The following is a 26,910-nucleotide window of genomic DNA, read 5'->3' as shown; positions in this document are numbered from 1 at the left end:
TTATTCGCCTAAATGTTACGAATGTCACATGTGAGATGTGTCTCCCGAGACTTTGCGGCGACGTTCGCGAAGCACGGCCTCGAGGAGTTCGGCGACGTGGACAGGGGCCTCGACGCGGAATTCGGCTTGCGTGAAATCCAGCCCGACCTTCACTCCGACGTCGCCGGAGCCGAGCCTGGCGATCGCGTCCTCGTCCGTTACGTCGTCGCCGGCAAAAAGGATTCCGGTAGAGGAGGTGGCCTGGCGCAGGAACTCGACGGCATCGCCCTTGGAGGAGTGCACCACCGAGGTCTCGAGGACCCGTTTGCCGTTCTTGAGGAAGACTCCCGGCAGGCCTTCGAGCACCGCCCGCGCGGCGGCGACGGCGTCCTCCGCCACGTCGTCTGCGGCACGCCTGGTGTGGAGTACGACGCCGGCGGGCTTGTCTTCGAGGACGGTCCCCGGAGCTTCCTGCGAGATTCCGGCCAGGACTTCGCGGACTTCGGCGAGGAGCTCCCGTTGGGCGTCGTCGAGTTGGAGTTCCGTCGAACCGGGGCCCAGCCAGGCCTCTGCGCCATGGCTGCCTATCAGCAGCGTGGCTTCAGGGGGCGAGGCGACCTCCCGCAGACTGGCCAATGCGCGCCCCGAGATGAGCGCCGTCGTCGTCCTCGGAAGCCTGGCGAGTTCGGCGAAAGCGGCGGCTGAGCGCTCGAGCGGGCGGGCGGCGTCGGCGTGGTCCACGATCGGCGAGATGGTGCCGTCAAAGTCCATGGCCACCAGGAGGTGGTCGGTTCCCGCGATCCTGCGGACGGCGTCGAGCAGCTCGGGCGGCAGGCTCAGCGGGGGAGTGGCGGCTGTATCAGGAGTCATCGCGAACCACGATTTCTGCTAGGGCCGAGAGGAATTCGGCCGACCAATGATCGACGTCGTGGTCGAGGATTTGTTTGCGCATGGACTTCATCCGACGGCGGGATTCATTCGGGGGAAGCTCCACGGCCCGCATGATGGTGTTCTTGAGTCCGTCGATGTCGTGCGGATTCATGAGGAGCGCTTGCTTGAGCTGATCGGCGGCGCCGGTGAATTCGCTGAGGACTAAGGCGCCCGTGTTGTTGGTCCTGGCCGTGACGTATTCCTTGGCGACGAGGTTCATGCCGTCGCGCAATGCGGTTACCAGCATGACGTCGGCCGCCAGGTACAGGGCCACCATTTCCTCGACCGGGTAGCTGTGGTGGAGATAGCGCACGGCAGTGTTCTGCATGGTGTCGTAGCTGCCGTTGATGTGGCCCACGGTGCCTTCAATTTCCTCGCGCAGGAGCCGGTACTGCCGCACGCGCTCGCGGCTGGGACTCGCAACCTGGATCAGTGTGGCGTCCTCTACCTTGAGCCGGCCTTCCTTGAGGAGTTCCTCGAAGGCCTTCAAGCGGTGGGGGATGCCCTTGGTGTAGTCGAGACGGTCCACGCCCAGGAGGATCGTTGTGGGGTTTCCGAGGTCCTGGCGGATCTGCCGGGCACGTTCGACGATGTCAGGGCGCTCGGCGAGCTCACTGATCTGATCCACGGCGATGGAGATCGGGAAGGCCTGAGCGCGGGCAATATGGGTGATCTCCCCATCCGGTCCCTTGACGTGGACCTGTTGCTGTTTGACGCTCGCCCCGATGAAGCGGCGCGCCGAACGCATGAAGTTTGCCGCGTCGCTCGGGCGCTGGAAACCTACAAGGTCAGCGCCGAGCAGGCCTTCGATGATGGCCTGGCGCCACGGCAACTGGGCGAAGATTTCCGGTGGCGGGAAGGGGATGTGGTTGAAGAAACCGATCCGCAGGTCCGGGCGTGCCTGGCGGAGCATGCTTGGCACGAGCTGGAGTTGGTAGTCCTGCACCCACACGGTGGCTCCGTGGGCCGCGTGCTCGGTGACAGCGTCGGAGAACCGTTGGTTGACCCGGCGGTAACTGTCCCACCAGGTGCGGTGGAACTCCGGCGGGGCGATGACGTCGTGGTAGAGCGGCCAGAGGGTCGCGTTGGAGAACCCTTCGTAATAGAGCTCAACATCGTCGGTGCTGAGATCCACGGGAATCAGGTCCATGCCGCCGTGGCTGAAGGGCTCCAGGGCCTCGTCCGGGGCGCCGTGCCAACCCACCCACGCGCCGTCGGTCTTTGTCATCATCGGTGCGAGGGCGGTCACCAGGCCGCCGGGAGAGCGGCGCCAACTTTCCTCGTTGTTTTCCCCGTCATCGCTGGGGTAGCGGTCAACCGGAAGGCGGTTGGAGACCACCATGAAATCGTGCTTCCGGGCTTTTGGAGCGGGATTTCCTTCGGGTGCGCTGTCGATTTTTTCGCTTGCTGGTTGTTGCATTGCTGCCCCCTGGGGTTGCCTGTGACTCTTCTCCCACCCTACCGGCGGGAATCATCAAGGACACTTGCTCGTTCCTCAGACTGGAGTCGAAGACCCCAGCAAAGCTGCCAGTCTTCTCCCGTAAACTGGCACCGTTGCCATAGCTAATAACCAACGCCGTCGATAAATCACGAGGAACTGATGAGCCCCGCAAACGAACCACGCCTGTCCAAGGCAGAGCGCACCGCCCAGGCCCGCGAAAAGGCCCGCGAAATCCGCGAAGCTCAGCTGAAGAAAGACAAGCGCAACAAGTTGCTCATCGGATGGGGCATTGTGGTTGCCGTTGTGGCGATCCTCGCGGTGATCGCCCTCGTGGTCACCCAGAACATTGCGAACAACGCCCCTATTGCCGACCAGGGCCCGACGCCGGCGAACGCCAACGTGCACGGCGGCGTGACGCTGCTGAAGGGCACCGATGTGACGAAGGTGGACGCCGGCACCGTTAGCCTGGCATCTTTGCCGTCAGCTCCGGCCACCGCCCCCACCACTGTGACCGCTCCGGGGGCTGATCCTGAAGCCGGCAAGCCGGTCAAGGTTGTGGCCTACATCGACTTCATCTGCCCCATTTGCAAGAACTTCGAAACCACGTACAGCCAGCAGCTGACCCAGCTGCGCAACGATGGCAAGATCACCCTGGAGTACCGTCCGTTCGGCTTCCTCGACGCCAGCTCCAGCACCAACTACTCGTCCCGCGCCGCCAACGCCGCAGCCTGTGTCGCGAACACCTCACCGGACAAGTACTCGGCACTCGTGGACCTGCTGTACGCACAGCAGCCCGCCGAAGGCAGCGCAGGCATTTCGGACAACGACCTCAAGAAGTTGGCCACCCAGGCGGGATCGGCCAACATTGACTCCTGCATCGACAACAAGACGTACCGGCCATTCATCAAGGTGGTCACCCAAGAGGCGAAGAATATCGGGATCTCCGGCACTCCGACGGTCTTCATCGACGGTAAGCAGTGGGATAACAAGACGGACTTCATGACCCTCTTGAATGCGGCTATCGCAGCGAAGAAGTAGTTCCCTCGTCCGTGGCCTTCCGCCCACTGGGAATTTCCGTGGGCGGGAGGTCTTGGGCTACCCTTATCTAGCGCTCGCGCGCACCAGCCCCGGTTCGCCGGGCATCCTGCTTCGGTAAGTCCGGGGCACCAGCTCCGGCATGCCGGGGCGCGCCTCCTTAGCTCAGTTGGCCAGAGCACCGCTCTTGTAAAGCGGGGGTCGTCGGTTCGAATCCGACAGGGGGCTCTTAGTTTGGCTTTGACCTGCGGGTTTACTGCTTTTGGTCAGAGCCATTTGAACTTTTTGGTGCCGGACTCACCTTTAACTCACCTGAATCAGATTTGGAGACCGGTCTTGCTAGGTGCTCCTGGTCCCCCGTTAGCTGCGTCGAAGGCGCCGAGCACGGCACGTGTGTCGATCGCTTCTTTGTATTCCTCGACGTAGTGCTTTCGAGTCATTGACACCTTGGAGTGCCCTGCCTGGTACGCGGCCGTTTCGGCCCCCATAGTCCGTGCGATGAGAGTCGCGTTGGCCTTGCGGAACGTTTTGAACGTCACCCACGAGTATCCGATGTCATCTGCCGCTTTGCGCCACGTCTTGCCGACATTGTTCGGATCGCACACTGTTCCTGTGGATGACGGAAAGACCAAGTCCAAGGGATTCGCCGTGGCGCTGCTGCTTTGACTGAGGTGTCGCCTTCGAAGCGACTCGGCGAGGTTTGGCGGTACGGTCACGTAGCGGAATCCGTGCTCGGATTTTGGGTGGTCTTGAATGGTGACACCGCCGGTGGAAGTACGGATGACTGTGGCGTGGACATGGACGGTCGGCGGGTCTGCGTCGAGGTCGACATCAGCCCAGGACAGTGCGAACAGTTCGCCTGGGCGCAGGCCTGTGGTGATGAGGACGTCGGCGATTTGGTGGAGTTCCTGGGACCTCGTGCGGCCAAGCACTGATCCCTGTTCCCAAGCAATGAGCTTGGTCCTCAGATCCAGAAACTGTTCCGGATCCAGAGCCTGAGGCTTTGCCGCCCGACTTCTCGGGATAGAGATCCCCAGGACCGGATTGATGCTCACAGCATCGTGGCGCAGCGCAATTTTGAACATCGACGACAACACGGCCCCGCAACTGCGGGCCGTAGCCGGGCCGGCCGCGTCGACAACATTTCGAATGAAGTGATCCACGACGCCTGGCGTGGTCTCTCCAATGCGGACAGAGCCGATTCCAGGCAGAATGTACTTCTTGACGCTGAACGCATACTTGTCTTTGGTCCGCGATGCCTTGTCCGAGCGTTGCAGCTCTGCCAGGTAGACCTCTGAGAGGTCGCGGATCTGGTCGGTTGCGCTGATGAGGGCGTTGCCTTGGGTCTGCCTTTTTTGCAGTTTGATTTGGAGATTTCGCCGTGCCGCTGCGGCGGATGGTCCGCGGGCTTCGATTTTTCGCGTTTGCCCGTCGAGGTCACGGTATCTGGCCCGTGCGCGCCAACTTCTTGCTGTTGCCCGGTTAGTGCGGATGAGACCCCATGTTCCGAGGGGCAGTGGGTACCTGCTCATTTATCGCGTGCAGGTTTTGGGCCGGCTACGGCTCAGCGTGCAGGGACAGCCAGGCAACGAAGTCGCTTTGGCTGATTCGCAGGTGCCTGCCGATGCGGTAAGCGTGTGGCCCGACGTGCTTGGCTCGCCACTGGTAGAAGGTCTGTTCGGGGATCTGTAGCTGTGCGCAGATCTCCTTCGGGGTTAGCCACTGTTGGTCAACCTCGACGGGCTGGTTGCGATTTGGCGTCGTAGTCATTGGAGTCTCCATGGTCGTGGTCACCTGACATACGGCCAGGTTCTGTTCCTACTTCATGGGAGGCAAAGGTGCAGGCGGCATGACCGTGCGCGGAGGAGCAGACTGATTTGATGTCAGAGCTGCCAACCGACAGTAATGGGGCTGATCTGTCGGGAGATCGAATCTTCCAGCCATTGGCCGGGTTGTTGTTGCCGGTTGGCTTGGGACGAAGCCCGGTCAGCAATGCGCTTGAGGTGTTCGTACTGCGATGACTGTTCCCATTCATGGTCCGCCGGTGCAGGTCCCAGAGGGAGGGGTGAGTCGTCGATACCCCAGCGGTCCCTGTAGATGGCAACCCTGGCGACCAGGCGGGCGGTGTCTGCATCGGTCACATTCGGCGGGAGCGTTTGGACGAGTTTTCGCTTCCATTCAGTGTCCTGCGCGATAGCGGCCGACGCGACTTGCTTGGCCCGCTGCCTGATCCTTTGGGTTACCTGGTTGATCATGTCAGCGAGGTCGGGCCGGTTGGTATGAAGTGCTTCGGGGATCACGGCACGATCGCTGGCTGGCATGCCGGATGAGAAATTGACGAGCCGGGCGTGTAGAACGGCTGCGACGTCCTTTGCATCGCGGCTTGTTTCCAAAGCGGCGGTGACAGTCCGCTGGGCCCCGGGCCGGCTGGCCGCGGTCACTCGGCGCCAGGCTGCAACGGCCGCGCCCCACGAGGGGGATTGTTGCAACACCTCAACAATCTCGGGAGTGCGCGCCTCGATGAACCTTGTCAGGTCTTCGGCGGCTGCGATCTGGGCGAGGTAGTCGTATTCGGCGCTGAGCCGTTCCAGGCTGTCGGCGCTTGACTGTTCGGCGTCGCGGACTTCATGAGCGGTTCGTTCGGCGCCTTCTGCCGCGAGCACTTCCCCAAGGATCTCCCGCCACGAACCTTGGAGGGAAGGATCAAGTGGCTTGCGGTCGGTGGGGTCGTTTTCGCTGACGTACGCGCAATTGCCGCCGCGTCCGCGCGTCATGCTGACGTAGAGAAGCTCGCGTGTGAGACGTCCTTGGGTGACGACGGTGTGGCCGGTGTCGAGCGTGATTCCTTGGGAGCGGTGGGCGGTGGTCGCGTACCCCAGTTCCACGGCCGACTCGACGTACTCGCGCTGCAGCGTGACGGTGGCTCCGGTATCCCTGCGGACCGCGGTGAGGGAGCCGTCGCGCCTGCCGACACGTACGACGTCGAGCAGGGTGCCGTTGCGGATGAAGTCACCGTTGCTGTCGGCAACGGCGCGGTCGTTGCGGCGTGCGATGATCGTGTCACCGCGCCCGGCACACAGTGTGTCCGACAGGAGTGCTGTCTGTTCGGCGTCCACAAGACCCCGGATCACGCGGTCCGCCTGGGCGCGTTCGTTGAGCATGCCGACGGTGTCGTTGTCGGCGGCGATAAGGATGGACGACTTTCCCGCACGGATGTCGGCCTGCCACTGCAGATACGCCTGACCGACCATGTCCAGATAGCTTCCATAACGGATCCGTTGATGCTGCTCGTAGCCGCTGATGGCTGCGACGTCCCCGGAACGGAGCTTCAACGAGACATCCCGTTCCCAGGCGTTCTCGAACCGCCAGATGGTGCTCAACCGGGCGGTCTTGCCCTGGCGGTCCAGCCAGCCCAGGACACCGCCGGCGTCAATCGCATCCAGCTGCCCGGGATCGCCCACCAATAAGATCTTTGCTCCGGCGTCCCGTGCCTGTTCCACAAGCGCGGCGAGCTGAAGGGTCGACACCATCGAGGCCTCGTCGACGACAACCAGCTGGTTCGAATGGAACCGCCACCGGTCCTGCTCTGCGGAGAGCCAAGCTGCTTTCTGTGCGAGAAGAGCGGTCTGCGGGCTTGACTTAGCCACAGGATGGGTGAGCCGCCGCTCTGCATCGAAGAACCGCTCAGCCCGGCGACTGGCCCCCTCGCCGGCGGACTCGTACAGCCACTTGGCGACATTCTCCGCGACCACGGACAGTTCCCGCCCGAGAACCTCGGCGCTCGCCGCCGCGGGCGCCAATCCGACGACGCTGCCGGGCCCGAACTCTGCTTCCCAGGCGGCCTTCACCGCGCCGAGGGCGGTGGTCTTACCGGTTCCGGCGGGTCCGACGACGGCGTCGAGCCGGTTACCGCTCAGCAGCACCCCGGCAGCGGCGGCGCGCTGGTCGTCGTGCAGCCCGAATTCGCCGTGGTGCTTGTACCGGGCGAGTACCTCCATGGCGAGGGCCGCGCGGATAGCCGGGCCGCCGTCGTCGTTCCTTGCTTCCATGACGGTCTCCTCGCACGCGAGGGTGGTGGCGTCGGTGTAGAGGCGCGACCCGTGGAAGTCAAAGACGCTCCGCCTGCCGAGGCGCAGATCGGGCCGCGCGTCCGCGGGGACGCTGTAGCGGTACTCGTTGAGGGGCACCGATTGGGTTTCGGCGGCGGTGGCGAGGGCGTCGATCAGGGCGTTGCGGTCCGCGGGTGTGTGGCAGCGGATCGCGGCGCAGACCCGTTCGGCCTCGGCGAGCAGGTTCCACCGGTTCCAGGTGGCGCGCTTGGTGGCGACCCGCTCCCGCGTCAGTGATGCGACGGCGTCCACCCACTCGGCGGTGAAGTCTGACGAGCGGAAAGGGGCAGTCCGTGACCTCCGGACGGTGTTAGCCAGCACAAGTCGGGGCTCGAAGCCCTTGGCTGCCGCGCGTGCCCGCCACTGTACGGAGAGTTGGTTCAGAGGCTCGATGGTCTCGGCTTTGGGGGTTCGTGTGGAGAGAGTTGCCTGCTGGCGGAGCTTGATGGTGGTCGTCGCCGTTGGGTGAGTGCCGTGGGCATCGATCCATGCGGCCACGAGACGATTGGTTTCTACCTCGATGAGGCGGGAGCGGTGGGAGAATTCGCGAATCAACGTGTCGTGGACTCCGGTGAGCTGCGGGCTCGGGTTGTGGGTGCTGGCTGCGGGCTCCCGGATGTCGGTCTCGGTACCCAGGTGGCGGTGAAGGGAGTCGAAGAGCAGACCGTTATAGTGCTCGCTGCCGGCGACCGCTGCCTTGTAGAGGGTCCGGGAGTCCAAGGTCACCCAGGCGCCGTCGGTGATCCGCTGGGCGCGGTTGGCGATGACCAGGTGGGTGTGCAGTTGCGGGTCCCCGGCGCGTGACTCCCAATGGTCAAACCCCGCCGCGATCGCCCCGCGAGTGCCGATGCGGGCAACGCCATTGCGTCCGGATCTTGTGTGGATGACGGACTCTTCCAGCCAGTCCAGGGTGGCGGTGACGGCGTCGTGATGGGTTTGAAGGATCTGGTCCTGGAGAGCGCGGGGGCTCAGTGCCCAGAGCACGGAGACGGACTTGGGGACACTGAACGTCAGATCGAATCCGGCGACAGCGCGGCGCGTGCCGGCTTGACCCTGGCTGTTTTGGACGAGTGTGGGTTGGCCGTGCGGGCGGCCCAGCGGAGCGCCGGTGTCCGGATGGACGGTTTCGTCGAAGATGGCTTTGGCATCGGTTTCGGTGACTGGGTCGCCGCGGGCTCGGGTGATGCCGCCCAGGCCGCTACCGAGCCAGCGCCCCTGCGGTGTCCCGGCCTTCATGTAGTAGCTTGTGGCGTCCGCGGGAGTCGGCGACACATCATCCATCATCGTGGTCTTGAACAGGTACCTCAGACCCGACTGCGCGGAGAGCCTGGCGATGGACATGGTCATGGCCGTCTCCGTGTCCGCCTTCGGCGGTCTCCCTGCCCGTTGCCGCAGCCCGTGGAGCAGAATCGCCGGGAGGTGCGAGACCGTTCGAAGTCTTGAACACATTCACCGCAAGTCTTCCCATTCACGTCGGTTCATCGGGGTGGCATTACGTCGCGACATGACGTGCCGTGAGACGGTGCTCACGGCGACGACCTTTGGTGCCAGAGGTGTAAACAAATGGGGAAGTTCCTTCCGCGTGCAGGGGGATGAGAATTGTGGTGCCGCTTGGCGACGTCGACGCACACTGGTGCGGGGTGAGCCCGTAGAGGTGTATGACGCGGGGTTCGAGGGTGTGCCGGATTGTTGCGGTGAAGCACGTGGGTCTGTGTCCTGATTAGAGGATCCTCCAAGCGGCGTTGATATCGATACTCGCTTCAAAGGATGGGTGATTCTGATGGACGTGATGTTCGAGCGCGTTGCCGGACTGGACATTGGCAAGAAGTCGGTGACCGTGTGCGTACGGGTTCCCGGGCCGGGCGGTGGTCGTCACGGCGAGACGCGCACGTTCCGGACCATGACGCGCTCGCTTGAGCTGATGAGGGACTGGCTGGTCGGGCAGGGCGTGACGCTGGCGGCGATGGAGTCGACCAGCACCTACTGGAAGCCGGTGTTTTATGCCTTGGAAGATCAGATGGAGTGCTGGCTGCTCAACGCCGCCCACATGAAGGCCGTCCCGGGCCGTAAGACCGACGTCAAAGACGCTGAGTGGATTGCGCAATTGCTCGAGCACGGTCTGCTCCGGCCCTCGTTTGTTCCGCCTCCGCCGATCCGCCGGCTGCGGCTGCTGACCCGGTACCGGGTGCAGTTGATGGGGGACCGGAGCAGGGATGCGGGGCGGTTGGAGAAGATGCTCGAAGATGCCAGCATCAAGATCTCCTCGGTGACTACCGTCTCCGCGCGTGCCATGCTCGCAGCGTTGATCGCGGGGGAGGCTGACCCGGAGGTCCTGGCGCAGCTGGCGAAAGGAAAGATGCGCTCCAAGATCCCTGACCTGATCGAGGCGCTGACCGGCCACTTCGACGCCGATCACGCCCGGCTGGCGGTTGCGATGCTGGGTCGCCTGGACCGGGTTGACGCCGCCTTGACGGCACTGGATGAGACCATCGACACCGCTTCGCGGCCGTGGGCCCACCAGATTCAGTTGCTGCAGACGATCCCGGGAGTGGGGCTGAAAGTCGCGCAGGCCATTGTCGCCGAAACCGGCGGCGAGATGTCCCGGTTCCCGTCGGCGTCACACCTGGCGGCTTGGGCCGGTGTCGCGCCGGCGATCCACGAGTCGGCAGGGCGCAGGACCCCGGCTGGTGCGAGGCACGGAAACAAGTGGCTCACCTCGGCACTGGTCGAGGCGGCCGCGTCGGCCGCGCGCAGCAAGAACACCTACCTCTCGGCGCAACAGGCACGGATCGCCTCCCGACGTGGCGCCAAGCGTGCCCAGATCGCGGCAGCCCATTCAATCCTGGACAGCGCCTACTACATGCTCGAACGCGACGAGCCCTACCGAGACCTCGGACCCGACTGGCTGCAACACCGGCACGACGAGGCACATACCCGACGGCTGGTCGCCCAACTCGAACGGCTCGGACACACCGTCGTCATCGACCCAGCCGCCTGATATTTCCGAACCCGCCTATTGCCCGGAGCGACACCTCCGGTGGGTCACCCACGCCCTGCTCAAGTTATTCACGGGTCTGTGAACAAATGGGGAAGTTCCTGCCGCGTGCAGGGGATGAGAATTGTGGTGCCGTTTGGCGATGTCGACGCACACTGGTGCGGGGGTGAGCCCGTAGAGGTGTATTACGCGGGGTTCGAGGTTGTGCCGGATTGCTGGGTGGAGAGCCCGAGCCGGTCCAAGGTGATGATGACGAGGGTGTTGCCTTCGATCAGTGCATCGAGCGCCCGGTCGAATTGGGGTGGTGATGCCCGGGCCTCGGATACGGCGTGGTCCGCATCGGACGCCCGCGGCCAAAAGGTCCGTCTGCTGCTGTCAGTGGACTGAGCCCGGGTTGAAATGCCGGCCGTAGCCGATGAGCTTGGCCATGGCTGCTCCGAAGGGTCGCATAACCAACCTTGGATACACCGATTCAACCAGAAGGTTTCGACACATAGTTATAAGAGCCATTGGCCATCGGCTGGCCGCGGCAAGATCCGTGCTATTCCACCGAAAATCAAGCCGCCATTGCGATCGTTGCCTTTCGGTCTGGCCACGCGAGACGTTTCGTTTCCCTAGGGTTGTGAGACGCATTATGCAGGACGAACCATTTACGGAGCGGCCAGAGGCAAAGTCAGGGGCCCAGTCTTGCCGGCGCGTAAGAGCGATGTGCTTACCACCCGGCTGTTCCCGGGCCACCCTTGAACGGACCAACGATCCGCGTGGTGATCCAACCGCCGTAGAAGTCACCATCTTGGAAGGTCACCTGCTCGCCGTTGACCTCGCAGGAATCCATGCGGCCCGGGTACACCGCCACCCGGGTACTGAGCATCTCGAAATCGCGGGCGGGTTCCGGGTAGGTCCACCCGCCACGGGGAACGACGAGCCCGCCGGCAACGACGTCGAAGTAGTGCGCTTCTCCTTTGAACTCGCAGAAGGTGGTGCCCTCGACCGGGACGAGTACACCAGCAGGGAAAGCGTCCAATGGCAAGTAGTAGACAGGCGGATGACTGGTCTCCAGGACACGCAATACATCGGTGGTGTCGGCAATCACCTGACCGCCAAGCCGCACGATGACCCGTTCCGATCCCGGCTCGACCCGTGGCGGCCGCGGGTAGTCCCACACCGATTCCTGACCGGCATTGGGTTTGATGGGCTGGGGACGCCGGAAGAAGCCGGACATACCGTGAGCGGGAGTCATGTCCTCATGCTGCCATCTTCCGCTGGGATGCCACCGTGAATGCCGGGGAGGTCTCGACCGGCACATATGAGAGCAGGATGAAGGTCCCGATCCGGATTTTTGAATGCTTTAGGGCCGGATGAAAAAATTATTGAACGGTTTTGATGAATCACTTGCCCGGGTCAACAATGTGAACCATGATTCTTAGGAATCCCTCGGGATGGCCCGGGCAGTCCGACGGATGGGGGCCGGGTCGTTCCGAGGGGGCAGGAAGACGGTGTTCCATCATGCGCGGCAATGGCACGGGTGGAGACCCGAATCTTCTGGGGGAAATCAATGGCAGGGATGTTCGAGCTTTTCCTCGACGCGCAGTCGCGGTTCAGGTTCCGGCTGAAAGCCTCCGATGGGACGGTGCTGGCCGTATCGGCGGGCTTCGCCGACAAGCCCTCGGCGATGGCCGGGATCCGGGCGGTGCGCGAATGCGCCGGAACAAGCCTTATTACCGACCTTTCGCCCCAAGGACCATCCCGTCCGCCCCGTTCAGGCGGCGCTGGCATTGCCAGACCGTGACGGGCCCGACGGGTCGCCAACGCAGAGACCGTCCGCCGGAGCGGATGTCCGGCCCCGGGCGACGGGCCGCCCTCGTCAGTCTGAACCGTGGGAGGCACGCTACGTGGTGCTTGGGGTCGCTTTCTCCGTGGCGTCCCGGCCGAGCCAGAGGCCTAAACCGACCATGGCGACACCGAGAACCAGGTGCAGCCAGTCGTCCGCGGCGTTCATGGGCACGAAGTCAGCGCTCATGCTCGACATGGTGATCAGGCCGTAGATCCACAGGACGAGGTAGATTGCGCCGCCACCGATCAGGTAACCGCGCGCCATCCTTCCGGTCCTCGCGAAGTACAGGCCTGCTGCGCCGAACAGCAAATGGACAATGTTGTGCAGGACGGATACTTGGAAGACTCCAAGAAGCATGGCGCCCGAGTCATGTCCTGCAAAGGTCATGGCGCCGTAATTGCTGGTGATGCCCGGGATAAATCCCAAGACGCCAACAGCGAGGAAAACCCAGCCCAAAACCAGTGCTGTGTTGTGCAGCGTGAGCCCCATCACGTGGTGGTGCTGCGCGGGGTGTGAAGCGGTAGTCATTGTGTCTTCCTTTCACGCTGATTGCCGGCTCTTCAGGGGGAGAACCGGCCTCGCGGCAAGGAGTAGCAGGAATCCTGCCGAGACCACCAGCGTACTCCTGGAAACCGCGCCTGAGCAGGGAAGAGAGCGTTTTCCCGAGTACTCCGGGATGGTCGAGGTGAAGGGTCTGCGCAGGCATGCCGAGCCGGCTGTTCGGTCTGATTTCCGGGACCAGGACGCGCGGCCAAACACTCCCTCCCGTCATGTTCTCCCGCTCCGGGCCGGTCGGACGGACGGGCCCAGCATCAAGGCAGGCGGCGTCCAGGAACGTGGCGGTGTTTTAGCGGTTTAGGGATAGTGCGTGCCAGATTGTTGCCGGTGTTGCACTTGCCCTCGAGACCACACCCCCGGGTCTCGTGGGCCGGATCGCGGACCGGTCAGTTGCCTAGCGCGCAGAGACCGGCGGGAGGACCGTGTAGCGGGCCTGATCTTCCGGGATGAGCATGCGGCGCGGGGTCTGGCCGAAGAAGACGATCCAGACGATGGACCCGTCGTCGTTGAGGTCATCAACGACGCCGGGTCCGAGGTCTTCGCTGCCGGCGCGCACCAGGACTTCCTGGCCGCGCAGCAGGGCGCTCCCGTCCGCGGTCAATCCGGTCTTTTCATCGCTGCTCACGTAGGTGTCTTTCAGATCTTCGATCGGCTGTTCCCTCCGGCGTAGAGTCCACCACCGAGGCCCCGGTGAACACTCAGTCCCGGGCGTGTCGCCGGGAAGCAGCATGGCAGAGGATGCTGGAAAGTCTTCGCTCCGCCGGTTCCTGAACCCCGCGTCGATCCCCCTTCCCGGGATGGATCATCGACCGGGCCGGGCATCACGGGCGTGCCATGCTCTTTAGCCTTCGCACTCGACGCAGTAGAAATGGCCGTCTTTTTGACGGGCGATCTGGGAACGGTGCCGGACCAGGAAGCAGGAGGAGCAGGTGAACTCGTCCTCGGCCTGCGGAATTACCTGGACGACCAGTTCCTCGTTGACGAATTCCCCGCCAGGAACCATTGCATCGTCGAGGGCATCTGTTTCATGGAGCTCGCGAATGACACTCTGTGCGTCCGGCTTGTTCGCCGACTGCAGGGCCTCCAGGGAGCTGTCCTGGGATTCCTTGACGTCGTTGCGGAGCTCATCGTAATCCGTTGCCACTGGCCTCTTTCTTCTTGAAGTGATAGCAACATACACCATCACCGGATTCTCCAAGCACCCGGGAACCTCCCCCCGCAGGACCTCACCATTGGGCTAGGCCGCGGGCTGGGTGTCCGGTTGGCTCTTTGCTTCCTCAGACCGGGCAGGCAGGGCGCACCTGCCCCTTAACCAGTAAGAGACCGGCAGGTGCCGGTCTCTTACTGGTTTCCCTCTGCTTAAGAAATCTGTCGTGAGCGTCCGAACTCCAGGAGGAGATGCTCCTCGAAGACTGTCGCTTCGATCAGAGCCTACCCCGGCCCGCGCGTAATGGCCTGCTGTGGGCACGCCGTCGACGGACCTGTTCCCAGAAAAGGGAAAGCCCCTCGGACGAGGGGCTTTCAACGGGTAAGTCAGTGGTAGATAGGTCTGGGTCAGCGGTGATCTGTTCCTCCTTCCCGGACGCCTGATGCGCCCATGCCGAACTGTGGACAAGATTGTAGTAACGGATCCCCCGATTCGTCCAGAATCCGTAGCAGCGTCCCCGTCTGGGCGAATTGATCGACGTCGCTCCGGCGTGCCGGCATGGTGCGGACGGCTCGCCTCGTGTGGGCGAAGGCCAGGTTTACGCAACCCGTACCGGAATGTTTATCATCCGCTCTGGTGCCAGATTGTTGCAGACAGGGGACAACGACCTCAAGGGGGCTTCATGTCACTGAGCCCACCAGGTTTGGTGAGCGGCGCGAATGTCGGCAGTGTCCGAACGCGGCGTTTAGCAGGCGTTGGCCCGGTGGCTGCGTGCGCCGGGGCTATTGCTGCGTGGACTGGGCATCCGTGTCTGTCCCATCGCGCTCCAGCGCGTCAACGAATTGCTCCATCGCCTCGTCCAGCGCGGCAATATCGCAGTGAAGACGGTGCCATAGTCTTCGCGCCCGTTCCGGCCGGCCCGTGTTCAAGGAAGCCTGGATCAGACGCCCATCCCGTTCGAGTTGACGTGCCCCCATCTTCGCCGCGCATGACGCGAGACGGACCACGGAATCCACCGTCGCGGCCAGGTTGCTTTCCTCCAAGACCGTGCCTAGCAGGCTTACATGATCCCGGAGCGTGTCCACCAGGTCGGCCACGAAGCGCTCTGGCCTTTCCGGGGCCTGCTCCTTGATCAGAGCTTTGACATAGGCCGGGTCGAGCACGACCTCCCGGTTCCAAAGTGCCGGGTTGGAACGACCCGGATCCTTATGATGCTTGAGCATCGACATCCCCCTAAAACAAATTCATGCCTTCCATGCAGGCTACTGTGACTATGCCAGGTTTGGATGGCCCGGGTAGGTCGGCTATTTCTGGCCCCACTTCGTGACTCGCCGGGCAACTTGTGACGGTTATATGTGGCCCCGCCTCAGCGCTGAATTCATCAGTGGATGGATGGATGCGGCGGAAGGCTGGTCTGGATGGTGTCGAGAGTGGAGTTGTTCGCGCAGATCAGGAGGGACGCCCGGGTCGAGGGTCTCTCGGTCCGCACACTGGCGACCAGATACCAGGGTTTACCGAAGGACAGCGCGGCAGGCTCTGCTATTCGCCTCCCTCCTGAACGTAAAACCCAGGCCGGGGAGTGGCAAGGAGGCTGGAGCCGTTTAAGGCGGCGACCGATGCCATGCTGGTCGAGGACACGACGGAGGCGCGTAGGCAGCGCCTGCTGCCCGCAGGATCCTTGGCCGCCTCGTTGAGGGGCGCGGGGCAGAGGAACTCTCGTACTCGACGGTTCGCGACTAGGTGCGGGTCTGCTGGGCGCAGATCGATGTCGAGGCCGGTCGCCGGGTGGAGGTTTTCGTTCCGCAGGAGCACGCGCCGGGCGCTGAAGCGGAGGTGTATTTCGGTGAAGTCCGGGTGGTCCTGAGCGGTGTGAAGACTGAATGCCACATGTTCGTCTTCCGGCTGTTCCACTCCGGCAAGGCTATCCACCGGATCGTTGACCGCAGTTCCGACGGGGCTTGTGAAAAGGTGAAGGGTCCGACGACTTGTTTCCCGATCAGCGCCGGTCAGATCAACCCTCATCGCAAGGAAACCACCCGAGTCTTCACCATCCCCAGGAACCTCATGGCCTGGGCAACGCCGCGGGAGTAGCGTGATGCCATGACGGCGCAACAGCCATACCAGATGGTGCGAAGCTACGACGATTTTGAAGTTCGCAGATATCCCGAGCATTTACTGGCCGAAGTCATTGTCGAAGGCACCTTTAAAGAGGCTGGCAACCGTGCGTTCCGGTACCTGTTTTCCTATATCAGCGGAGAGAACCGTTCCAAGCAGAAAGTGGCGATGACTGCGCCAGTGGTTCAGGACGCAGCTTCGGAAAAGATAGCAATGACTGCCCCGGTCGTGCAGCAGGGAATCGCGACGCAGGCCTATGAGGCGGGAAAGCCAAAGTTCCGGGTTGCTTTTGTCCTCCCGGAAGGTTTCACGATCGAGAACGCACCCGGCCCCACCGACCCGAAGGTGTATTTGCGGACAGTTCCCGAAAGCCTTGCAGCGGCAATCCGGTACAGTGGGCGGTGGAGTGCGCTGAGCTATCAACGGCATCTTGAGAGGCTAAAAAGTGCTTTGAGGGCAGCTGGACTCACTCCTGCTGGGACGCCGCGTTTCGCCCGGTTTGATCCACCGTTCAAGCCATGGTTCATGAGACACAACGAGATAGTGCTTGACCTGGAGCCTCCTGGCTGAGCCAACCCGAGGCATGTGCCTGTTCGTTCCCTGCGTCAGGACCCTTGCGCCCCGGAAAGGGTCCGCCGTGTCTGCGGTTGACACATCGCCTCCCTGCCGGTAGCTCAAGGCAACGGGATCCCGACGCCTCCGGAAGCCGGCCACGTTCCGGATGCGGATATCGTGGCGGATGGGATCACCGGGCCGATTGTCCATAACACGCGGACCTGTGGCCATTGATCGGACTGTGACCAGTTGGGCGGCCGGGCACCGCGGACGCGCTTATGGCTGACGACGGGCTCTCTCCAGGTGCCGGTCAGGTGTTCGTCGTTATGGCGCGCTCAACAACGCGGTCCTAGTGGGCCTCATCGGACGAAGCTACGGCGCGCATTCCAGGCGGTGCTTGCCTGATGACGGGCAGAGCTGCCGTGTCGAAGAATCGTTATTCCCTCACGGGAACGCGCGTTATTTTTCCGGCTGCCTCTGCTTTCTCCCGGATGAAGTCTCGGTCGTCCCGGGAGAGTACAACCTGCCCGTGCTGGTCACACTCCATGTCCCGGGTGCGTCCTTGCTGAACTTGGCGGACATTGCGGGGGGCAGGACCAGGCATGCCGGATTTTCCAGAAACCAGGTCCGGGTCCCGGAATCGAGCCGGTCCCACTCTTCTTTGAGGCTCACGCTAGTGAATACCGCCTTCCTGTCTGGGGCTTTCCCGAAGGTGAATTCCGTCCAGAATACCCCTGACCTCAAGCCGATGACGGGACGCCCCTGCACATTCTCAGCGTGCGCTTGTTATCGCTGGAATGGCCCGCCCGGTCCCCCATCGGGCGGCCCGTTTCGTTCCCTTGGAGCCGTTCCGCTGCCAAAGAATCCAAGTGCAACGAAGTTCCTCCAGGAGAAATGTTGACGACGGTTTAGAAGTGCACCACTTCCGAGGCGTTGGGCCGTGTCCGGTCTCACCATAGTTCTCAGGCTGAGCTCAGCGTGGCCTCCGGTCCGGACCGGGGCGGGCTGCTGAATCTGCCGGAGCAGGGTTCACTGGAGCAACGGAAAATCCTTATCTCCCGCGGTAGACCGCGACGGGGCTGGGCAGCGGACCTGGGACACGTGCGGCCAGGACACGGCTCCCTGCTGTGCACCCCGGTCCGGGCGTGCTGGTGCTCAGCGCCGGGACCGTGTCCGGGCGGCAGCCAGTTCCCGTTCCAGGCGCCTGTTGGCGGATTCGAGTTCAAGGACCATGCGGATGCCGGCCAGGTTCAGCCCATTCTCCAGGAGTGCGCCGATCCGGCGCAGGGTCTCCAGATCCTGTTCACTGTACAGGCGGGTTCCCCCGACCGTCCGGCCAGGTTCCAGCAGGCCCCTGCGCTCGTACAGTCGCAGGTTCTGCTGCCCCGTCCCGACAAGTTCCGCGGCCACGGAAATGGCATACACCCCCGCACCCCTCCCGGGTTCCTGCTCCATCCGGCCCTCCTCAAAAACTCCAAAAAACCCGCTTGCCCCAGTGTCACCCCGGTGCTATAAAAAATCTATACCAGCCACAAAAGATAATCGGCTGGGACGAAATGATCGCTACCGATCCACAAGGAGTGAGGAAACCATGCTGATGCGTACCGATCCGTTCCGCGAACTCGACAGACTCGCCCAACAGGTCCTCGGCACCACAGCCCGGCCGGCCGCCATGCCCATGGACGCCTGGCAGGAAGGCGAAGAATTCGTCGTCGCATTCGACCTGCCCGGCGTCGCCGTGGACTCGGTGGACATCGACGTCGAACGCAACGTCCTGACCGTGAAGGCCGAACGCAAGGACCCGGCCGGTGACAAGACCGAGCTCATCGCCGCCGAACGTCCCCGCGGCGTCTTCAGCCGCCAGCTCATCCTCGGCGATGCCCTGGATACCGACGCTGTGACCGCCAGCTACGACGCCGGCGTACTGACGTTGCGGATCCCGGTAGCCGAAAAGGCCAAACCACGCCGGATCGAAATCGCCTCGGACAAGAACCAGCGTCAGGAAATCAACGCCTAGAACCCGCCGGGCACCGGCCAGACATGCAGGACCGGGAGCATTGGACCGGCCGCCGGAAAAGTAAAAGGGCGATGCACACAGTAGCCACGCCACCGCGCCAGTCGCGCACCGGAAAAAGACGGCCCCCGACGATGCCTCCCACACCGATGGTCCCCGGCCCCCACAGGCCGGGGAACATCCCCGCCCCACGACGCCTTCCAAGGCCCCGGGATGGCGGACAAGGCTTGAAACCACACCCCGGAAAAACTTGCCATGAAAGAACGCAACCCGGACCCCTACCAGGTTCTCCACCTCCGGCCCGCAGCCACGGCCCGAGAAATCGCCCACGCCTACCGTTCCCTGATGCGCACCCGTCACCCCGACACCCGGACCCCGAAAAGGTGGCCGCCGGCCCGGAAGCGGCCGCCCGGGAACTGCAGGACATCATGGACGCCTACGCCGTTCTCGGCGACCCCGTCCAGCGGGCAGCCTACGACCGCCACCGGCAGCCATCTCCGTCCCCAGCCCCGGCGCCCCGGCCGCCCGATCCCTCCCGCGCTGCACCACACAGGCATTCCGGCCCTGCCCTGATCATCGGCCCGGTGCGCTGGGAGGACCCCGGGAGACTGGCCCCCGGACAGCAGGCCCCCGGACAGCGAGCCGCCGGCCGGCAAATCACCGGGCTGTGGGACCTGGTCCGCCAAGGGCCGGACCGCGCAGCAGCAGAGGCCGAAGAACCACCCCGGCCCGGTTACCGGATCCTGTGGATCCGCCGCTAACCCAACCAGACCCTGCCCCGTAACAGCACTGTCACGCCGCACCAGCTTGAAAGGAACCCGCCATGAGCGCCTGGCACCCCTACGAACACCTCCTGATGCCGGCGTTTCACGAACGGTTTGAACGACGCTGGGGCAAAGGCACGGACCCGTTCCTGGACCCAGCGGTCCAGGTCCACCTCCGGCCACTGCCTTGGGCCCAGTGGATCAACGCCGACACCGGCGCGGCCATTGCCGTGGTCCCGATCTGGTCCGGAGACCCACGGCACCGCTCCTTCGGCGTCTTCTACCTGCCCCCGTCCGGAGACATCTGGGTCCTGCACCCCGGACACACCGCCTACATCGAGCCAGGCAACACCGACAGCGACGAGCAGGTCACGCTCCGCAACGACGCCTTCAGGAAAGCCGTCAACCACGCCAAGGAATTCATCTACGGCACCCAGCTCTAGGCCTGTTGGGCATCCCGGAGAAGGGCACAGCCAGAAGCTGACCCATGACGTCACTCCCTTCTCTTCATGGCCACGGCACAGCACATCAACGGCACGGCACAATCAGCCGGGAGACCTCCACGTGCGGCTCTAGAGGACCGGGCTCCCCTGCTCAGCCTCCGGATCCGGACGGCTGGTCACCCTCCGGATCCGGACGGCTGGTCACCCTCCGGATCCGGACGGCTGGTCACCCTCCGCCAGAGCAGGACACCTGCAACTGCGGCCGCAGCAGCGGCAAGAACGGAAACAAGAAACGTCTTTCCGGACGGTTGGCCAGTAGGACGGAGTTTCCGCTCCGCACGCAGCACGGCCCGGGACGCGGCCTTTCGTGCCCTGGTGGCGACCTTCCTGTTACCTGTCAGCGTGAGAACCACCCCATGAACGACGTCGGGGACCTGGGCTTCGTCGAGCCGGGACAATGCCCACCGGATGGCCGCTTCCGCCTGCGGGGAACTCTTGTCGGCCGCGTGCATGATCCATTGCCCGGCGCGGTCCTGGGCAGCATGTATCGCTTCGTTCCCAGCCCGGGAAGCCTTGTTCTTTCCGATCACAACTAACTCCTCAGCGGCGGTGGTTTGCTTTCCCGTGAAAGCCTACGCCCGCACCCCGTGGGCAGAAACCCGCAACGGGCTGCCGCATCCGGAGCGGCTCACCCTCGACGGGGACCGTGTTGCACGCGGCACGCCGCCAGGTCTGCCAACACGCCAGATAATGCACGTAGGCGAAGCCGGGCCGCGCCGACCGGCACCGGGCCCCGATCATGCTGACGCGAACGCCCTGCCAGAGCTACGATGAAGTTCTCCTACCGGCACCGTCCGGTAACCAGTGACAGGAGCCATCATGGGTTTGGGTGACAAGATCAAGCACGTCGCAGAAAAGGCCAGCGGCAAAACCAAAGAAGCGGCCGGCGACGCCACCGACAACGACAAGCTGAAAGCCGAAGGCAAAGGCGAGCAGCTCAAGGCAGAAATGAAGCAGGCCGCCGACAAAGTGAAAGACACTTTCAAGAAACACTGACCGGAATACCGGGATCCGGCGCCCTCAACGGGCCGAACTCCGGATCCCGACGCCGGGCCCTGGACCATTGGGGTCTGGTCGGGTGCGCCGGTGATCGCGCGAATCACCGGCGCAGCCCCCCTTTTGGCGCAGGCCAAGGAGGACCCAACACCGGTTCCGGAGCACCGGTCATGCCCTCCCTGCTTTCGTCAAGCCACCATGGCGCGCGTCCCGGTACTGTCAGTATGAAGGCAATGAAAGCTCCCGGTACCGGCGGCCCGGCGGACAGAAGCTCCGTTGGCACTCGGGGGTACTCCTGCATCCGTGGGAGCCGTTATGCGGCCCTGGGTGATTCGTTCACCGAAAATTTCGAAACGACGAGCGGAAGCGTCCTCCTCGTCGGAGCAACCAGGGGCTCGTGAAACGCGCAACGACCTGCCTCTGCCTTCAGCAAGTGACGGCGCCCGCGAAGGGCTGGCCTGTCCACACATTGCCGGGAGATGCCTGGTACAGCCCGCGGAGTTGGTACGTCCAGGCGGCCGGGTGCAAGAAACAGGTCCCACCGGATGTCGGCACGTTGGCCCTGAGAATAGCAACTTGGGGGCCTTGGCCTTGTAGAGGGCTTGGTCGGCGGCCGCGATCATGGTGGCCAGTTCTTCCTCGGCGATGCTGCTGGGTGCGATCCCGTAACTCACGGTGGGGAACGTGAGGCCGTCCCTGTGCCGGACATGTGATCAACCCGGACACACGGGCCCGGGAACCGCAGCTCGCTACGCCATGACCGGGCACGACTGTGGCTATCGAACTCATCCCGCAGACGCCGGCCCAAGGCCCTGAGCGATGGGTGTTGGGTTGCAGGGCCTGGCCGGAACGTTGGAACCGTGTCATATGCCTGTCAGGGGCTGCCGGCTTCTTTGAGCGTGTGGGAGAGGAAGTCCCTCAGGGCGGTTTTGAGGGTGTCGATGTTTCCGGGAAGGTCGAGGGCGGTGCGTGCCGCGGTCGGCATGTCGGCTTTGAGGAGACGTTGTTCAATGCCGTGGCAGACTTGCTCGATGGCGTGGGCCCCGACCATGTGGGCGTTGACTTTGAGGCTGAGCACGGCGTCTATGGCGGTCGCGGAGTCGTTGGCGGCGGTGGCGGTGAGAATGCGGTCCGCACGCCTGTCGAGCATGTTCAGGAAGGTCAGCGCATAGTCCCTGGCAATGCTCGTGCTGTCCAGCTGGTCGGCGAGTTTGAGCAGGGCGCCCGGATGGAAGACTGATCCGCCGGCCGGGGGGTCTTTCAGCATGTGACGGTGCCCGTGAAGGGTTGACCTATCCACACATTGCCGGGAGATGCCTGGTACAGTCCGTGGATCTGGTACGTCCAGGTTCCCGAGGCGGCCGGGTGCTCGGAATAGGTCCCACCTGTGGTTGGCACGTTGACACCGTTGGGGTCCGTCAGGATGAAATCGTAGCCGGTGGCTCGCGGGACGGTTCCATAGCTAACCACAGTGATGCTCAGCTTGCGGCCTGAGGGGCAGCTGGCCGTAACACTCGCGCCGGTCGGTACAGGCAACGACAGGGTCCCGACGCTGGTTGAGGCCGTGGCTGTTCCTTTGAACGCGGCTTGGGCGATGCCGGGAGCGAAGACAAGGATGGCCGCGGCCGCGAGGACCGCGGCGACGCGTCCGGACGCAGGCGTCCGTCCGGCGTCGGCGGTGCTCCGGCTTCTACGCAAGGTGGGCGGCTTTCTGTCGGGCCCGGTGGTCCATTCCATTCTTGCCGCTTTCACGCGGTAAGGGCAGCGGATCCGGTTCGGTTCTTTGAAGGGGATTTCATGCAACGCGGCGGGTGGTGTGACCGCCGAGGGCCTTTTCCAACTGCGGCTGGTGTTGCCGTACGAGTTCCCCGGCCCGGACCGCCTCGGTGTGGTCGGTCATGACCAGGGCGTGTTCCAGGCGGACGCAGTGCTGTTCCATCCGGAGCGCCCCGACCATCGAAGAACTGGTTTTCAGGCTAAGTACCGCATCCATCGCAAGGTCACTGTCGCCGGTGCTCAGGGCGCGGCTGATCTTGTCCACCCGCTGGGGCAGCATCCTGGCGTACGCGGCAGCGAACTTCGCAGCGGCTTCCTTGCTCTTCATTTCCCTGGCCAGGCGCTTGAGGGGGCGGCGGTCGAAGGCCGGCAGGGAGCGTTCAGCGGTGCCGGCGTCCGCGGCGTCGTCGTCTTCGGGCTTTTTCCTCCAGATGGAGACGAGCACCATGACCACCAGGGCGGCCGGAGCGCCGTACATCAGGACCTTCAGGACCATGGGATCACGAAGGGCGCGGATCGCGTTGCCCAGGTAGGGGACGGTGAACACCTGGCGGTCCACCTGGCCTGCTGCCAGTGTTGCTGTCCAGGGGTCGGCGCCGTTGTTGGCGTCGCCCTTGGTGCGGACGGTGGCGGTGCCTTGGCTGTTTACCACCAGGTCGATGATCCGGTGGGTTTCCACCCTTTGGTCCTCCACCGGTATGTGGTAGGTGATGATGTCCCCGACCTTCAGGTTTTGGACTGCGACGGGGACGGTGACCACCACATCTCCGGGATTGATCAGCGGCGACATCGAGCCGGTGAGCATCGTGCTGGTCTGGTAGCCGAGGACGCGGGGCCCGACGGCGAGGAACAGGAACGCCGCGACGGCGGCCACCATCACCGTGGTCGTGATGACGCTGACCAGGGCCCGGACAACCTTCGATCCGGTGCCCCCGGTCTTTTCGGTGAGGGTCTTTTCGGTGCCGGGCTTCTCAGTGCCGGGTGCCGCCGTCGTGGTGGCCGTCCGGGAGACCCGCCGGTGGCGGACCAGTGATGCGGTCATGGCTGGGTCTCCGTTCCTGTGGAAGGCCCTCCGCCGTCGTTTTTCAGGGGGGTCGACGGCGGAGGACTGGCTGGGGGTGGGGGCTGGGTTACTTGGAGGTGGCGGTGCGCTGGGTGCCGGTGAAGTTGAAGTTCACGGTGCTGCTGAGCCCCTGGAAGGTGTTGTCGGCCGCTGCCGGCAGGGTGAGGGTGACGCGCAGGTTGTCGGTCTGGCCTGCGGTGACGGTGTTGAGGTTGGCCAGGGCGATATTCGAGCCGGTGACGGCGTGGGAAGCCAGGACCGAGGTGGTGGTGCCCGTGCAGGTGTAGGTGTATGCGGGGGCGGTGCCGGCTTCGGTCCACGGGACGGAGCAGTTGTCGATGACCAGCTGGAGGCCGTTGGCCGCGTCGGTGTCCAGTTTGGTAGTCGGCAGCGCCGAGGTGGTCAGGGTGATCGCGGAGAGGTTCTGGTTTCCGGTGGCGTTGGCCAGGGTGGCGGTGCGCTGGACGGTGTCGCCGGGGACCAGGCCGGTGGCGGCGACGGACAGCCGGTTCCCGGTGGTGCCTGCGGTGCCCATGGTGATGGCCACGGTGCCGGAGGCGACGGTGTTGCTGGCGGAGGTGCTGGAGGTGAAGGCACCGTAGGTTCCCAGTCCCGCCACGCCGGCAGCAGTGCCGACCAGGGCCAGGGAAGCAACGACTTTGCCGGTGGTGGTTTTCAGGTTGAGACCCATGATGATTTCCATTTCTTGAAGCCCGTTGAGACCGGGGGATTCACGGACTTTGCTGCCCGATGACCTCTACTTTCCGGCAGGAATTTAAGGAAACCGCAAGGATCCCGCAAGCTTTTCTCGAAGATTAGTTAAATATTCAATCAAGATTTTTTGCGAGTGTCGGGCAGCGGTGGCGTACATGCCCTCTTCGTCGCTGACGCGGCCGTTAGTCGCTGGCAAGCCCGGCGGGGGAGGGGCGGCGCCGGTAGAGCGCGTTTCAGGTTTGTCTTGGCGGTCATCTCCACGATGGGGGAGCCGCAGGTCCGCAGCAGGGCAGCGTGTTCGAGCTTGCGGGCGGTGGTGGCCCCGGACTTCTTGTGCATGAAGATGTGGTCCTTGCTGATGCCGGCGGCCGCCAAACTGCCGACCATCATTCCCAAAACACCGGAGCAGGTCGGCTGGGAGCCGCTGTTCCACCACGGGGACCGCCGTCTGAACCGCGACCTCCGCGGCGAGAACGACCGCCGGAAATGGGCCAGGTCGGCGTAAGGCTGGCTGCTGTCCTTGGAATCCGACTACAAAATCCTCGTTCTGGGATGCGACGCGAACAAGCTCACTGACGTCCCCTGCAGCAGCAGGGGCAGTTGGCTGACCCCAGGAACTAGATGTTCTGCCCGTACCGTGGAGCCGTGATCGCCGACGCTGACAGTGACCGCTTTCCAGCGTAAGTCGTCGGCCGTAACCGCGGAGTCTGCGCTAGCCGGCCGGGGCGGGGCAACATTCCTCTGCCGCCGATCGTACTGCGGTCAGTCGGGTGTAAGTTCCCCAAACCGTATCCGCGCTCCTGGTCCGCACATGCCTAAAGGGCCAGCGACGTCTGGGGTGGAGAATCTGAGCTAAGCTCCAAGACCCTCCCGCCGCTGGCCCCGTCTGATAGCAGCAAGCCCGGCCCGGTCCGCTGCGGACTGCTCCAACCGTGGGCCGAAGCCTTGGCCGTTCTGACTTCAGCCGTGTGCTCTTTCATCGCGGGGCTCATGACGGACTGCCTTCTTCTCAAGTCTCTGTTCACCAATCACGCTAGACCCCACGGTCCGTGGGCGCCAACACCGGAACGCACGCGGCCTGCTGCCGTGCCCCTCTTTGGATCACCTGCATGAGGGTGGGCGGCGGGTCTCCCCATCGGGCAGTTCGGCTCCCCGGCATTGGTTGTGGTGATCTCCGTGACGGCGGTGATTGTGTGATGGTGTGCGACGTGCACCACATCACGTCGGCAGAAGGGCTAAACGCAGGATTTGCACAGGGTTTGGCAAGGAATTGCCTAGTACTTCCCGTATTGGTGGGATCCGGCGGCGCGGCAGCTGCGGACGAGGCAACATGGTTCCGGTAGCGTTTCCTGCGCACGTTCATTTGGGGGCTTTCGGTGATGGGAGAGAAAGAACGCGGCGCGGTCGCGGTTCTCGTGGCGTTGCTTATGGTCGTGCTGCTCGGGTTCGCGGCGATCGCAGTTGACGAAGGCATGCTTTATTCCCAGAAGGCACAGATGCAGAACGGTGCGGATGCGGCTGCATTGGCCATCGCCCAGGACTGCGCCAAACGGGGCACCACACTGTGCGTTCCTGCCGCCGGCGGGACCGCCCTGCAGCTCGCCAAAGCCAACAGCAACAACGGCATGGCTGACGCGCCGACACCGTCGTTTCCTTCACCCGGAACCGTCGTCGTGACCACGGCGGCCAGAGACGCCAACGGCAGCGGGGTATCGCTCTGGTTTGCCAGGATTTTCGGCCTTCCGCGTGCCGACGTCCCGGCTTCCTCCACCGCGAAGTGGGGATCCCCTTCCGGGCTCACCACCGCACTGCCCGTGGCCTTCTCCGAATGCCAGTTCGATCTCTCCGGCTCGATGCAGCTGCTGCCCCTCCACGGGTCCACCACCTGTGCCAGTGACAGCCCGTCCGGGCAGATCATTCCCGGCGGCTTCGGCTGGCTAACGCCGGACAACTCGAGCGTGTGCGGATCAACGGTCACCATCGCCAGCCCGGCAGTTTCCTCGAAGAACGGCGACAGTGTGCCGAACCAGCAGGTGTGCAAGCCGGAGTTCATGGCCCTGGAAGGCCAGACAGTCCTTTTGCCGGTTTTCGACAGTATCGATACCGGCGGGAATTTCCATATCCAAGGCTTCGCCGCGTTCCAGATTCTCGGATTCAATTTCCCGGGCCTGTCCTGGAACAACACTGGGACACCTGGCTGCAAAGGCTCGTGCAAAGGGATCATCGGGAAATTCGTCCGATTCGTCACCCTGACCAGCCTCCCTATCGGGGGTGCTGATCTTGGCGCGGAGACGGTGAAGCTGAGCCTTTAGGAGTTGCAGATTCTCCGGTCTCCGCTGCCGGGCTGGCACGGCTTGAGACCGGCAGGGACCAATGACGGCG

General features: G+C 63.7%; 26 protein-coding genes, 1 tRNA gene and 2 pseudogenes. 13 read left to right on the top strand and 16 right to left on the bottom strand.

Features of this window, described 5'->3' with window-relative positions; all coding sequences use genetic code 11:
* Positions 1-24 precede the first annotated feature (24 nt).
* Positions 25-849 (bottom strand): trehalose-phosphatase, encoded by an 825-nt coding sequence (otsB, locus tag ACSBOX_RS17965; protein WP_442543682.1) that lies wholly within the window; start codon positions 847-849, stop codon positions 25-27.
* Positions 839-2,329, bottom strand: a complete 1,491-nt coding sequence (locus ACSBOX_RS17960) for an alpha,alpha-trehalose-phosphate synthase (UDP-forming) (RefSeq protein ID WP_442543681.1) — start codon at positions 2,327-2,329, stop codon at positions 839-841. Before ACSBOX_RS17960 ends, otsB begins: the two co-directional genes overlap by 11 nt.
* Positions 2,330-2,509: 180 nt before the next feature.
* Here ACSBOX_RS17960 and ACSBOX_RS17955 point away from each other — a divergent pair, with 180 nt between their 5' ends.
* Together ACSBOX_RS17955 and ACSBOX_RS17950 are read left to right on the top strand one after the other, a co-directional pair.
* Positions 2,510-3,388 carry a DsbA family protein gene (locus ACSBOX_RS17955; protein WP_442543680.1) on the top strand — a complete coding sequence of 293 codons (879 nt, stop codon included), beginning with the start codon at positions 2,510-2,512 and terminating at the stop codon, positions 3,386-3,388.
* A 151-nt stretch (positions 3,389-3,539) separates the two neighbouring features.
* A tRNA-Thr gene (locus ACSBOX_RS17950) sits at positions 3,540-3,613 on the top strand.
* 89 nt (positions 3,614-3,702) lie between these two features.
* On the opposite strand, the gene ACSBOX_RS17945 is transcribed toward ACSBOX_RS17950, so the two are convergent.
* The 3 genes from ACSBOX_RS17945 to mobF form a co-directional block, all read right to left on the bottom strand.
* Positions 3,703-4,917 (bottom strand): site-specific integrase, encoded by a 1,215-nt coding sequence (locus ACSBOX_RS17945; RefSeq protein ID WP_442543679.1) that lies wholly within the window; start codon positions 4,915-4,917, stop codon positions 3,703-3,705.
* Positions 4,918-4,942: 25 nt separating this feature from the next.
* On the bottom strand, positions 4,943-5,155 hold the full coding sequence (locus tag ACSBOX_RS17940) for a helix-turn-helix domain-containing protein (RefSeq protein ID WP_442543678.1): 213 nt from the start codon (positions 5,153-5,155) through the stop codon (positions 4,943-4,945).
* Positions 5,156-5,268: 113 nt separating this feature from the next.
* Positions 5,269-8,841: a MobF family relaxase gene (mobF, locus tag ACSBOX_RS17935; protein WP_442543677.1), complete on the bottom strand. Its 3,573-nt coding sequence runs from the start codon at positions 8,839-8,841 to the stop codon at positions 5,269-5,271.
* A gap of 433 nt (positions 8,842-9,274) precedes the next feature.
* On the opposite strand from mobF, the gene ACSBOX_RS17930 reads away from it, so the two are divergent.
* A complete protein-coding gene (locus ACSBOX_RS17930) occupies positions 9,275-10,492 on the top strand; it encodes an IS110 family transposase (protein ID WP_442546061.1) in 1,218 nt (405 codons plus the stop codon).
* 709 nt (positions 10,493-11,201) lie between these two features.
* Here ACSBOX_RS17930 and ACSBOX_RS17925 read toward each other — a convergent pair.
* On the bottom strand, positions 11,202-11,729 hold the full coding sequence (locus ACSBOX_RS17925; RefSeq protein WP_442543676.1) for a DUF427 domain-containing protein: 528 nt from the start codon (positions 11,727-11,729) through the stop codon (positions 11,202-11,204).
* Positions 11,730-12,044: 315 nt separating this feature from the next.
* Between ACSBOX_RS17925 and ACSBOX_RS17920 the strand changes: the two genes are divergently transcribed.
* Positions 12,045-12,278 carry a YegP family protein gene (locus ACSBOX_RS17920; protein WP_442543675.1) on the top strand — a complete coding sequence of 78 codons (234 nt, stop codon included), beginning with the start codon at positions 12,045-12,047 and terminating at the stop codon, positions 12,276-12,278.
* A gap of 99 nt (positions 12,279-12,377) precedes the next feature.
* On the opposite strand, the gene ACSBOX_RS17915 is transcribed toward ACSBOX_RS17920, so the two are convergent.
* The 4 genes from ACSBOX_RS17915 to ACSBOX_RS17900 all read right to left on the bottom strand — a co-directional run bounded on the left by ACSBOX_RS17915 (position 12,378) and on the right by ACSBOX_RS17900 (position 15,257).
* Positions 12,378-12,851 (bottom strand): DUF4383 domain-containing protein, encoded by a 474-nt coding sequence (locus ACSBOX_RS17915; protein ID WP_442543674.1) that lies wholly within the window; start codon positions 12,849-12,851, stop codon positions 12,378-12,380.
* Positions 12,852-13,275: 424 nt separating this feature from the next.
* Complete coding sequence (locus ACSBOX_RS17910) at positions 13,276-13,506, bottom strand: hypothetical protein (RefSeq protein WP_442543673.1); 231 nt, start codon at positions 13,504-13,506, stop codon at positions 13,276-13,278.
* A 216-nt stretch (positions 13,507-13,722) separates the two neighbouring features.
* Complete coding sequence (locus ACSBOX_RS17905; protein WP_442543672.1) at positions 13,723-14,025, bottom strand: DUF4193 domain-containing protein; 303 nt, start codon at positions 14,023-14,025, stop codon at positions 13,723-13,725.
* 785 nt (positions 14,026-14,810) lie between these two features.
* On the bottom strand, positions 14,811-15,257 hold the full coding sequence (locus ACSBOX_RS17900) for a hypothetical protein (protein ID WP_442543671.1): 447 nt from the start codon (positions 15,255-15,257) through the stop codon (positions 14,811-14,813).
* Positions 15,258-15,607: 350 nt separating this feature from the next.
* Between ACSBOX_RS17900 and ACSBOX_RS17895 the strand changes: the two are divergent.
* Both ACSBOX_RS17895 and ACSBOX_RS17890 read left to right on the top strand, forming a co-directional pair.
* Positions 15,608-15,961: pseudogene (locus tag ACSBOX_RS17895) on the top strand (IS21 family transposase); the annotation flags it as partial.
* A 167-nt stretch (positions 15,962-16,128) separates the two neighbouring features.
* Positions 16,129-16,713, top strand: a complete 585-nt coding sequence (locus tag ACSBOX_RS17890; RefSeq protein WP_442543670.1) for an SOUL family heme-binding protein — start codon at positions 16,129-16,131, stop codon at positions 16,711-16,713.
* Positions 16,714-17,853: 1,140 nt separating this feature from the next.
* Here the strand turns inward: ACSBOX_RS17890 and ACSBOX_RS17885 are convergent.
* A complete protein-coding gene (locus ACSBOX_RS17885) occupies positions 17,854-18,153 on the bottom strand; it encodes a MerR family transcriptional regulator (protein WP_442543669.1) in 300 nt (99 codons plus the stop codon).
* 136 nt (positions 18,154-18,289) lie between these two features.
* On the opposite strand from ACSBOX_RS17885, the gene ACSBOX_RS17880 reads away from it, so the two are divergent.
* From ACSBOX_RS17880 to ACSBOX_RS17865, 4 genes and pseudogenes are all read left to right on the top strand, one after another.
* Complete coding sequence (locus tag ACSBOX_RS17880; protein ID WP_442543667.1) at positions 18,290-18,715, top strand: Hsp20/alpha crystallin family protein; 426 nt, start codon at positions 18,290-18,292, stop codon at positions 18,713-18,715.
* A gap of 252 nt (positions 18,716-18,967) precedes the next feature.
* Positions 18,968-19,039 (top strand): annotated as a pseudogene (locus ACSBOX_RS17875) (hypothetical protein); the annotation flags it as partial.
* A gap of 56 nt (positions 19,040-19,095) precedes the next feature.
* Positions 19,096-19,473: a hypothetical protein gene (locus ACSBOX_RS17870; protein WP_442546098.1), complete on the top strand. Its 378-nt coding sequence runs from the start codon at positions 19,096-19,098 to the stop codon at positions 19,471-19,473.
* Positions 19,474-19,535: 62 nt separating this feature from the next.
* On the top strand, positions 19,536-19,919 hold the full coding sequence (locus ACSBOX_RS17865; RefSeq protein ID WP_442543666.1) for a hypothetical protein: 384 nt from the start codon (positions 19,536-19,538) through the stop codon (positions 19,917-19,919).
* Between the two features lie 176 nt (positions 19,920-20,095).
* Here the strand turns inward: ACSBOX_RS17865 and ACSBOX_RS17860 are convergent, their stop codons facing one another.
* The gene (locus tag ACSBOX_RS17860) at positions 20,096-20,509 is read right to left on the bottom strand and encodes a hypothetical protein (RefSeq protein ID WP_442543665.1); all 414 of its coding nucleotides are present in this window, start codon (positions 20,507-20,509) and stop codon (positions 20,096-20,098) included.
* A 289-nt stretch (positions 20,510-20,798) separates the two neighbouring features.
* On the opposite strand from ACSBOX_RS17860, the gene ACSBOX_RS17855 reads away from it, so the two are divergent.
* Positions 20,799-20,975: a CsbD family protein gene (locus ACSBOX_RS17855; RefSeq protein ID WP_442543664.1), complete on the top strand. Its 177-nt coding sequence runs from the start codon at positions 20,799-20,801 to the stop codon at positions 20,973-20,975.
* Positions 20,976-21,849: 874 nt separating this feature from the next.
* Here the strand turns inward: ACSBOX_RS17855 and ACSBOX_RS17850 are convergent.
* The 4 genes from ACSBOX_RS17850 to ACSBOX_RS17835 all read right to left on the bottom strand — a co-directional run bounded on the left by ACSBOX_RS17850 (position 21,850) and on the right by ACSBOX_RS17835 (position 24,505).
* The gene (locus tag ACSBOX_RS17850) at positions 21,850-22,242 is read right to left on the bottom strand and encodes an Hpt domain-containing protein (RefSeq protein ID WP_442543663.1); all 393 of its coding nucleotides are present in this window, start codon (positions 22,240-22,242) and stop codon (positions 21,850-21,852) included.
* Positions 22,236-22,673: a hypothetical protein gene (locus ACSBOX_RS17845; RefSeq protein ID WP_442543662.1), complete on the bottom strand. Its 438-nt coding sequence runs from the start codon at positions 22,671-22,673 to the stop codon at positions 22,236-22,238. Before ACSBOX_RS17845 ends, ACSBOX_RS17850 begins: the two co-directional genes overlap by 7 nt.
* A gap of 97 nt (positions 22,674-22,770) precedes the next feature.
* The gene (locus ACSBOX_RS17840) at positions 22,771-23,793 is read right to left on the bottom strand and encodes a signal peptidase I (protein WP_442543661.1); all 1,023 of its coding nucleotides are present in this window, start codon (positions 23,791-23,793) and stop codon (positions 22,771-22,773) included.
* A gap of 88 nt (positions 23,794-23,881) precedes the next feature.
* Positions 23,882-24,505 carry a TasA family protein gene (locus ACSBOX_RS17835; RefSeq protein ID WP_442543660.1) on the bottom strand — a complete coding sequence of 208 codons (624 nt, stop codon included), beginning with the start codon at positions 24,503-24,505 and terminating at the stop codon, positions 23,882-23,884.
* 267 nt (positions 24,506-24,772) lie between these two features.
* Here ACSBOX_RS17835 and ACSBOX_RS17830 point away from each other — a divergent pair, with 267 nt between their 5' ends.
* Together ACSBOX_RS17830 and ACSBOX_RS17825 are read left to right on the top strand one after the other, a co-directional pair.
* Positions 24,773-25,033, top strand: a complete 261-nt coding sequence (locus tag ACSBOX_RS17830; RefSeq protein WP_442543659.1) for a hypothetical protein — start codon at positions 24,773-24,775, stop codon at positions 25,031-25,033.
* Between the two features lie 874 nt (positions 25,034-25,907).
* Complete coding sequence (locus ACSBOX_RS17825; RefSeq protein WP_442543658.1) at positions 25,908-26,840, top strand: pilus assembly protein TadG-related protein; 933 nt, start codon at positions 25,908-25,910, stop codon at positions 26,838-26,840.
* The last annotated feature ends 70 nt before the right edge of the window (positions 26,841-26,910 follow it).

Origin of the sequence: Arthrobacter sp. KN11-1C, assembly GCF_052180225.1 — a bacterium.
GTDB lineage: Bacteria > Actinomycetota > Actinomycetes > Actinomycetales > Micrococcaceae > Arthrobacter.
The sequence above is the reverse complement of the archived record's forward strand: the minus strand, read 5'-3'. Positions and strand labels throughout refer to the sequence as shown.

What these genes read in the sequence shown, in the direction of transcription:
- ACSBOX_RS17930 (WP_442546061.1), top strand. Translation starts at nt 9,275, where the DNA reads ATGGACGTGATGTTCGAGCGCGTTGCCGGACTGGACATTGGCAAGAAG.
- ACSBOX_RS17960 (WP_442543681.1), bottom strand. Translation starts at nt 2,329, where the DNA reads ATGCAACAACCAGCAAGCGAAAAAATCGACAGCGCACCCGAAGGAAAT.
- otsB (WP_442543682.1), bottom strand. Translation starts at nt 849, where the DNA reads ATGACTCCTGATACAGCCGCCACTCCCCCGCTGAGCCTGCCGCCCGAG.
- ACSBOX_RS17835 (WP_442543660.1), bottom strand. Translation starts at nt 24,505, where the DNA reads ATGGGTCTCAACCTGAAAACCACCACCGGCAAAGTCGTTGCTTCCCTG.
- ACSBOX_RS17955 (WP_442543680.1), top strand. Translation starts at nt 2,510, where the DNA reads ATGAGCCCCGCAAACGAACCACGCCTGTCCAAGGCAGAGCGCACCGCC.
- ACSBOX_RS17850 (WP_442543663.1), bottom strand. Translation starts at nt 22,242, where the DNA reads ATGCTGAAAGACCCCCCGGCCGGCGGATCAGTCTTCCATCCGGGCGCC.
- ACSBOX_RS17900 (WP_442543671.1), bottom strand. Translation starts at nt 15,257, where the DNA reads ATGTCGATGCTCAAGCATCATAAGGATCCGGGTCGTTCCAACCCGGCA.
- ACSBOX_RS17915 (WP_442543674.1), bottom strand. Translation starts at nt 12,851, where the DNA reads ATGACTACCGCTTCACACCCCGCGCAGCACCACCACGTGATGGGGCTC.
- ACSBOX_RS17945 (WP_442543679.1), bottom strand. Translation starts at nt 4,917, where the DNA reads ATGAGCAGGTACCCACTGCCCCTCGGAACATGGGGTCTCATCCGCACT.
- ACSBOX_RS17890 (WP_442543670.1), top strand. Translation starts at nt 16,129, where the DNA reads ATGACGGCGCAACAGCCATACCAGATGGTGCGAAGCTACGACGATTTT.
- ACSBOX_RS17855 (WP_442543664.1), top strand. Translation starts at nt 20,799, where the DNA reads ATGGGTTTGGGTGACAAGATCAAGCACGTCGCAGAAAAGGCCAGCGGC.
- ACSBOX_RS17920 (WP_442543675.1), top strand. Translation starts at nt 12,045, where the DNA reads ATGGCAGGGATGTTCGAGCTTTTCCTCGACGCGCAGTCGCGGTTCAGG.
- ACSBOX_RS17840 (WP_442543661.1), bottom strand. Translation starts at nt 23,793, where the DNA reads ATGACCGCATCACTGGTCCGCCACCGGCGGGTCTCCCGGACGGCCACC.
- ACSBOX_RS17825 (WP_442543658.1), top strand. Translation starts at nt 25,908, where the DNA reads ATGGGAGAGAAAGAACGCGGCGCGGTCGCGGTTCTCGTGGCGTTGCTT.
- ACSBOX_RS17925 (WP_442543676.1), bottom strand. Translation starts at nt 11,729, where the DNA reads ATGACTCCCGCTCACGGTATGTCCGGCTTCTTCCGGCGTCCCCAGCCC.
- ACSBOX_RS17880 (WP_442543667.1), top strand. Translation starts at nt 18,290, where the DNA reads ATGCTGATGCGTACCGATCCGTTCCGCGAACTCGACAGACTCGCCCAA.
- ACSBOX_RS17885 (WP_442543669.1), bottom strand. Translation starts at nt 18,153, where the DNA reads ATGGAGCAGGAACCCGGGAGGGGTGCGGGGGTGTATGCCATTTCCGTG.
- mobF (WP_442543677.1), bottom strand. Translation starts at nt 8,841, where the DNA reads ATGACCATGTCCATCGCCAGGCTCTCCGCGCAGTCGGGTCTGAGGTAC.
- ACSBOX_RS17940 (WP_442543678.1), bottom strand. Translation starts at nt 5,155, where the DNA reads ATGACTACGACGCCAAATCGCAACCAGCCCGTCGAGGTTGACCAACAG.
- ACSBOX_RS17865 (WP_442543666.1), top strand. Translation starts at nt 19,536, where the DNA reads ATGAGCGCCTGGCACCCCTACGAACACCTCCTGATGCCGGCGTTTCAC.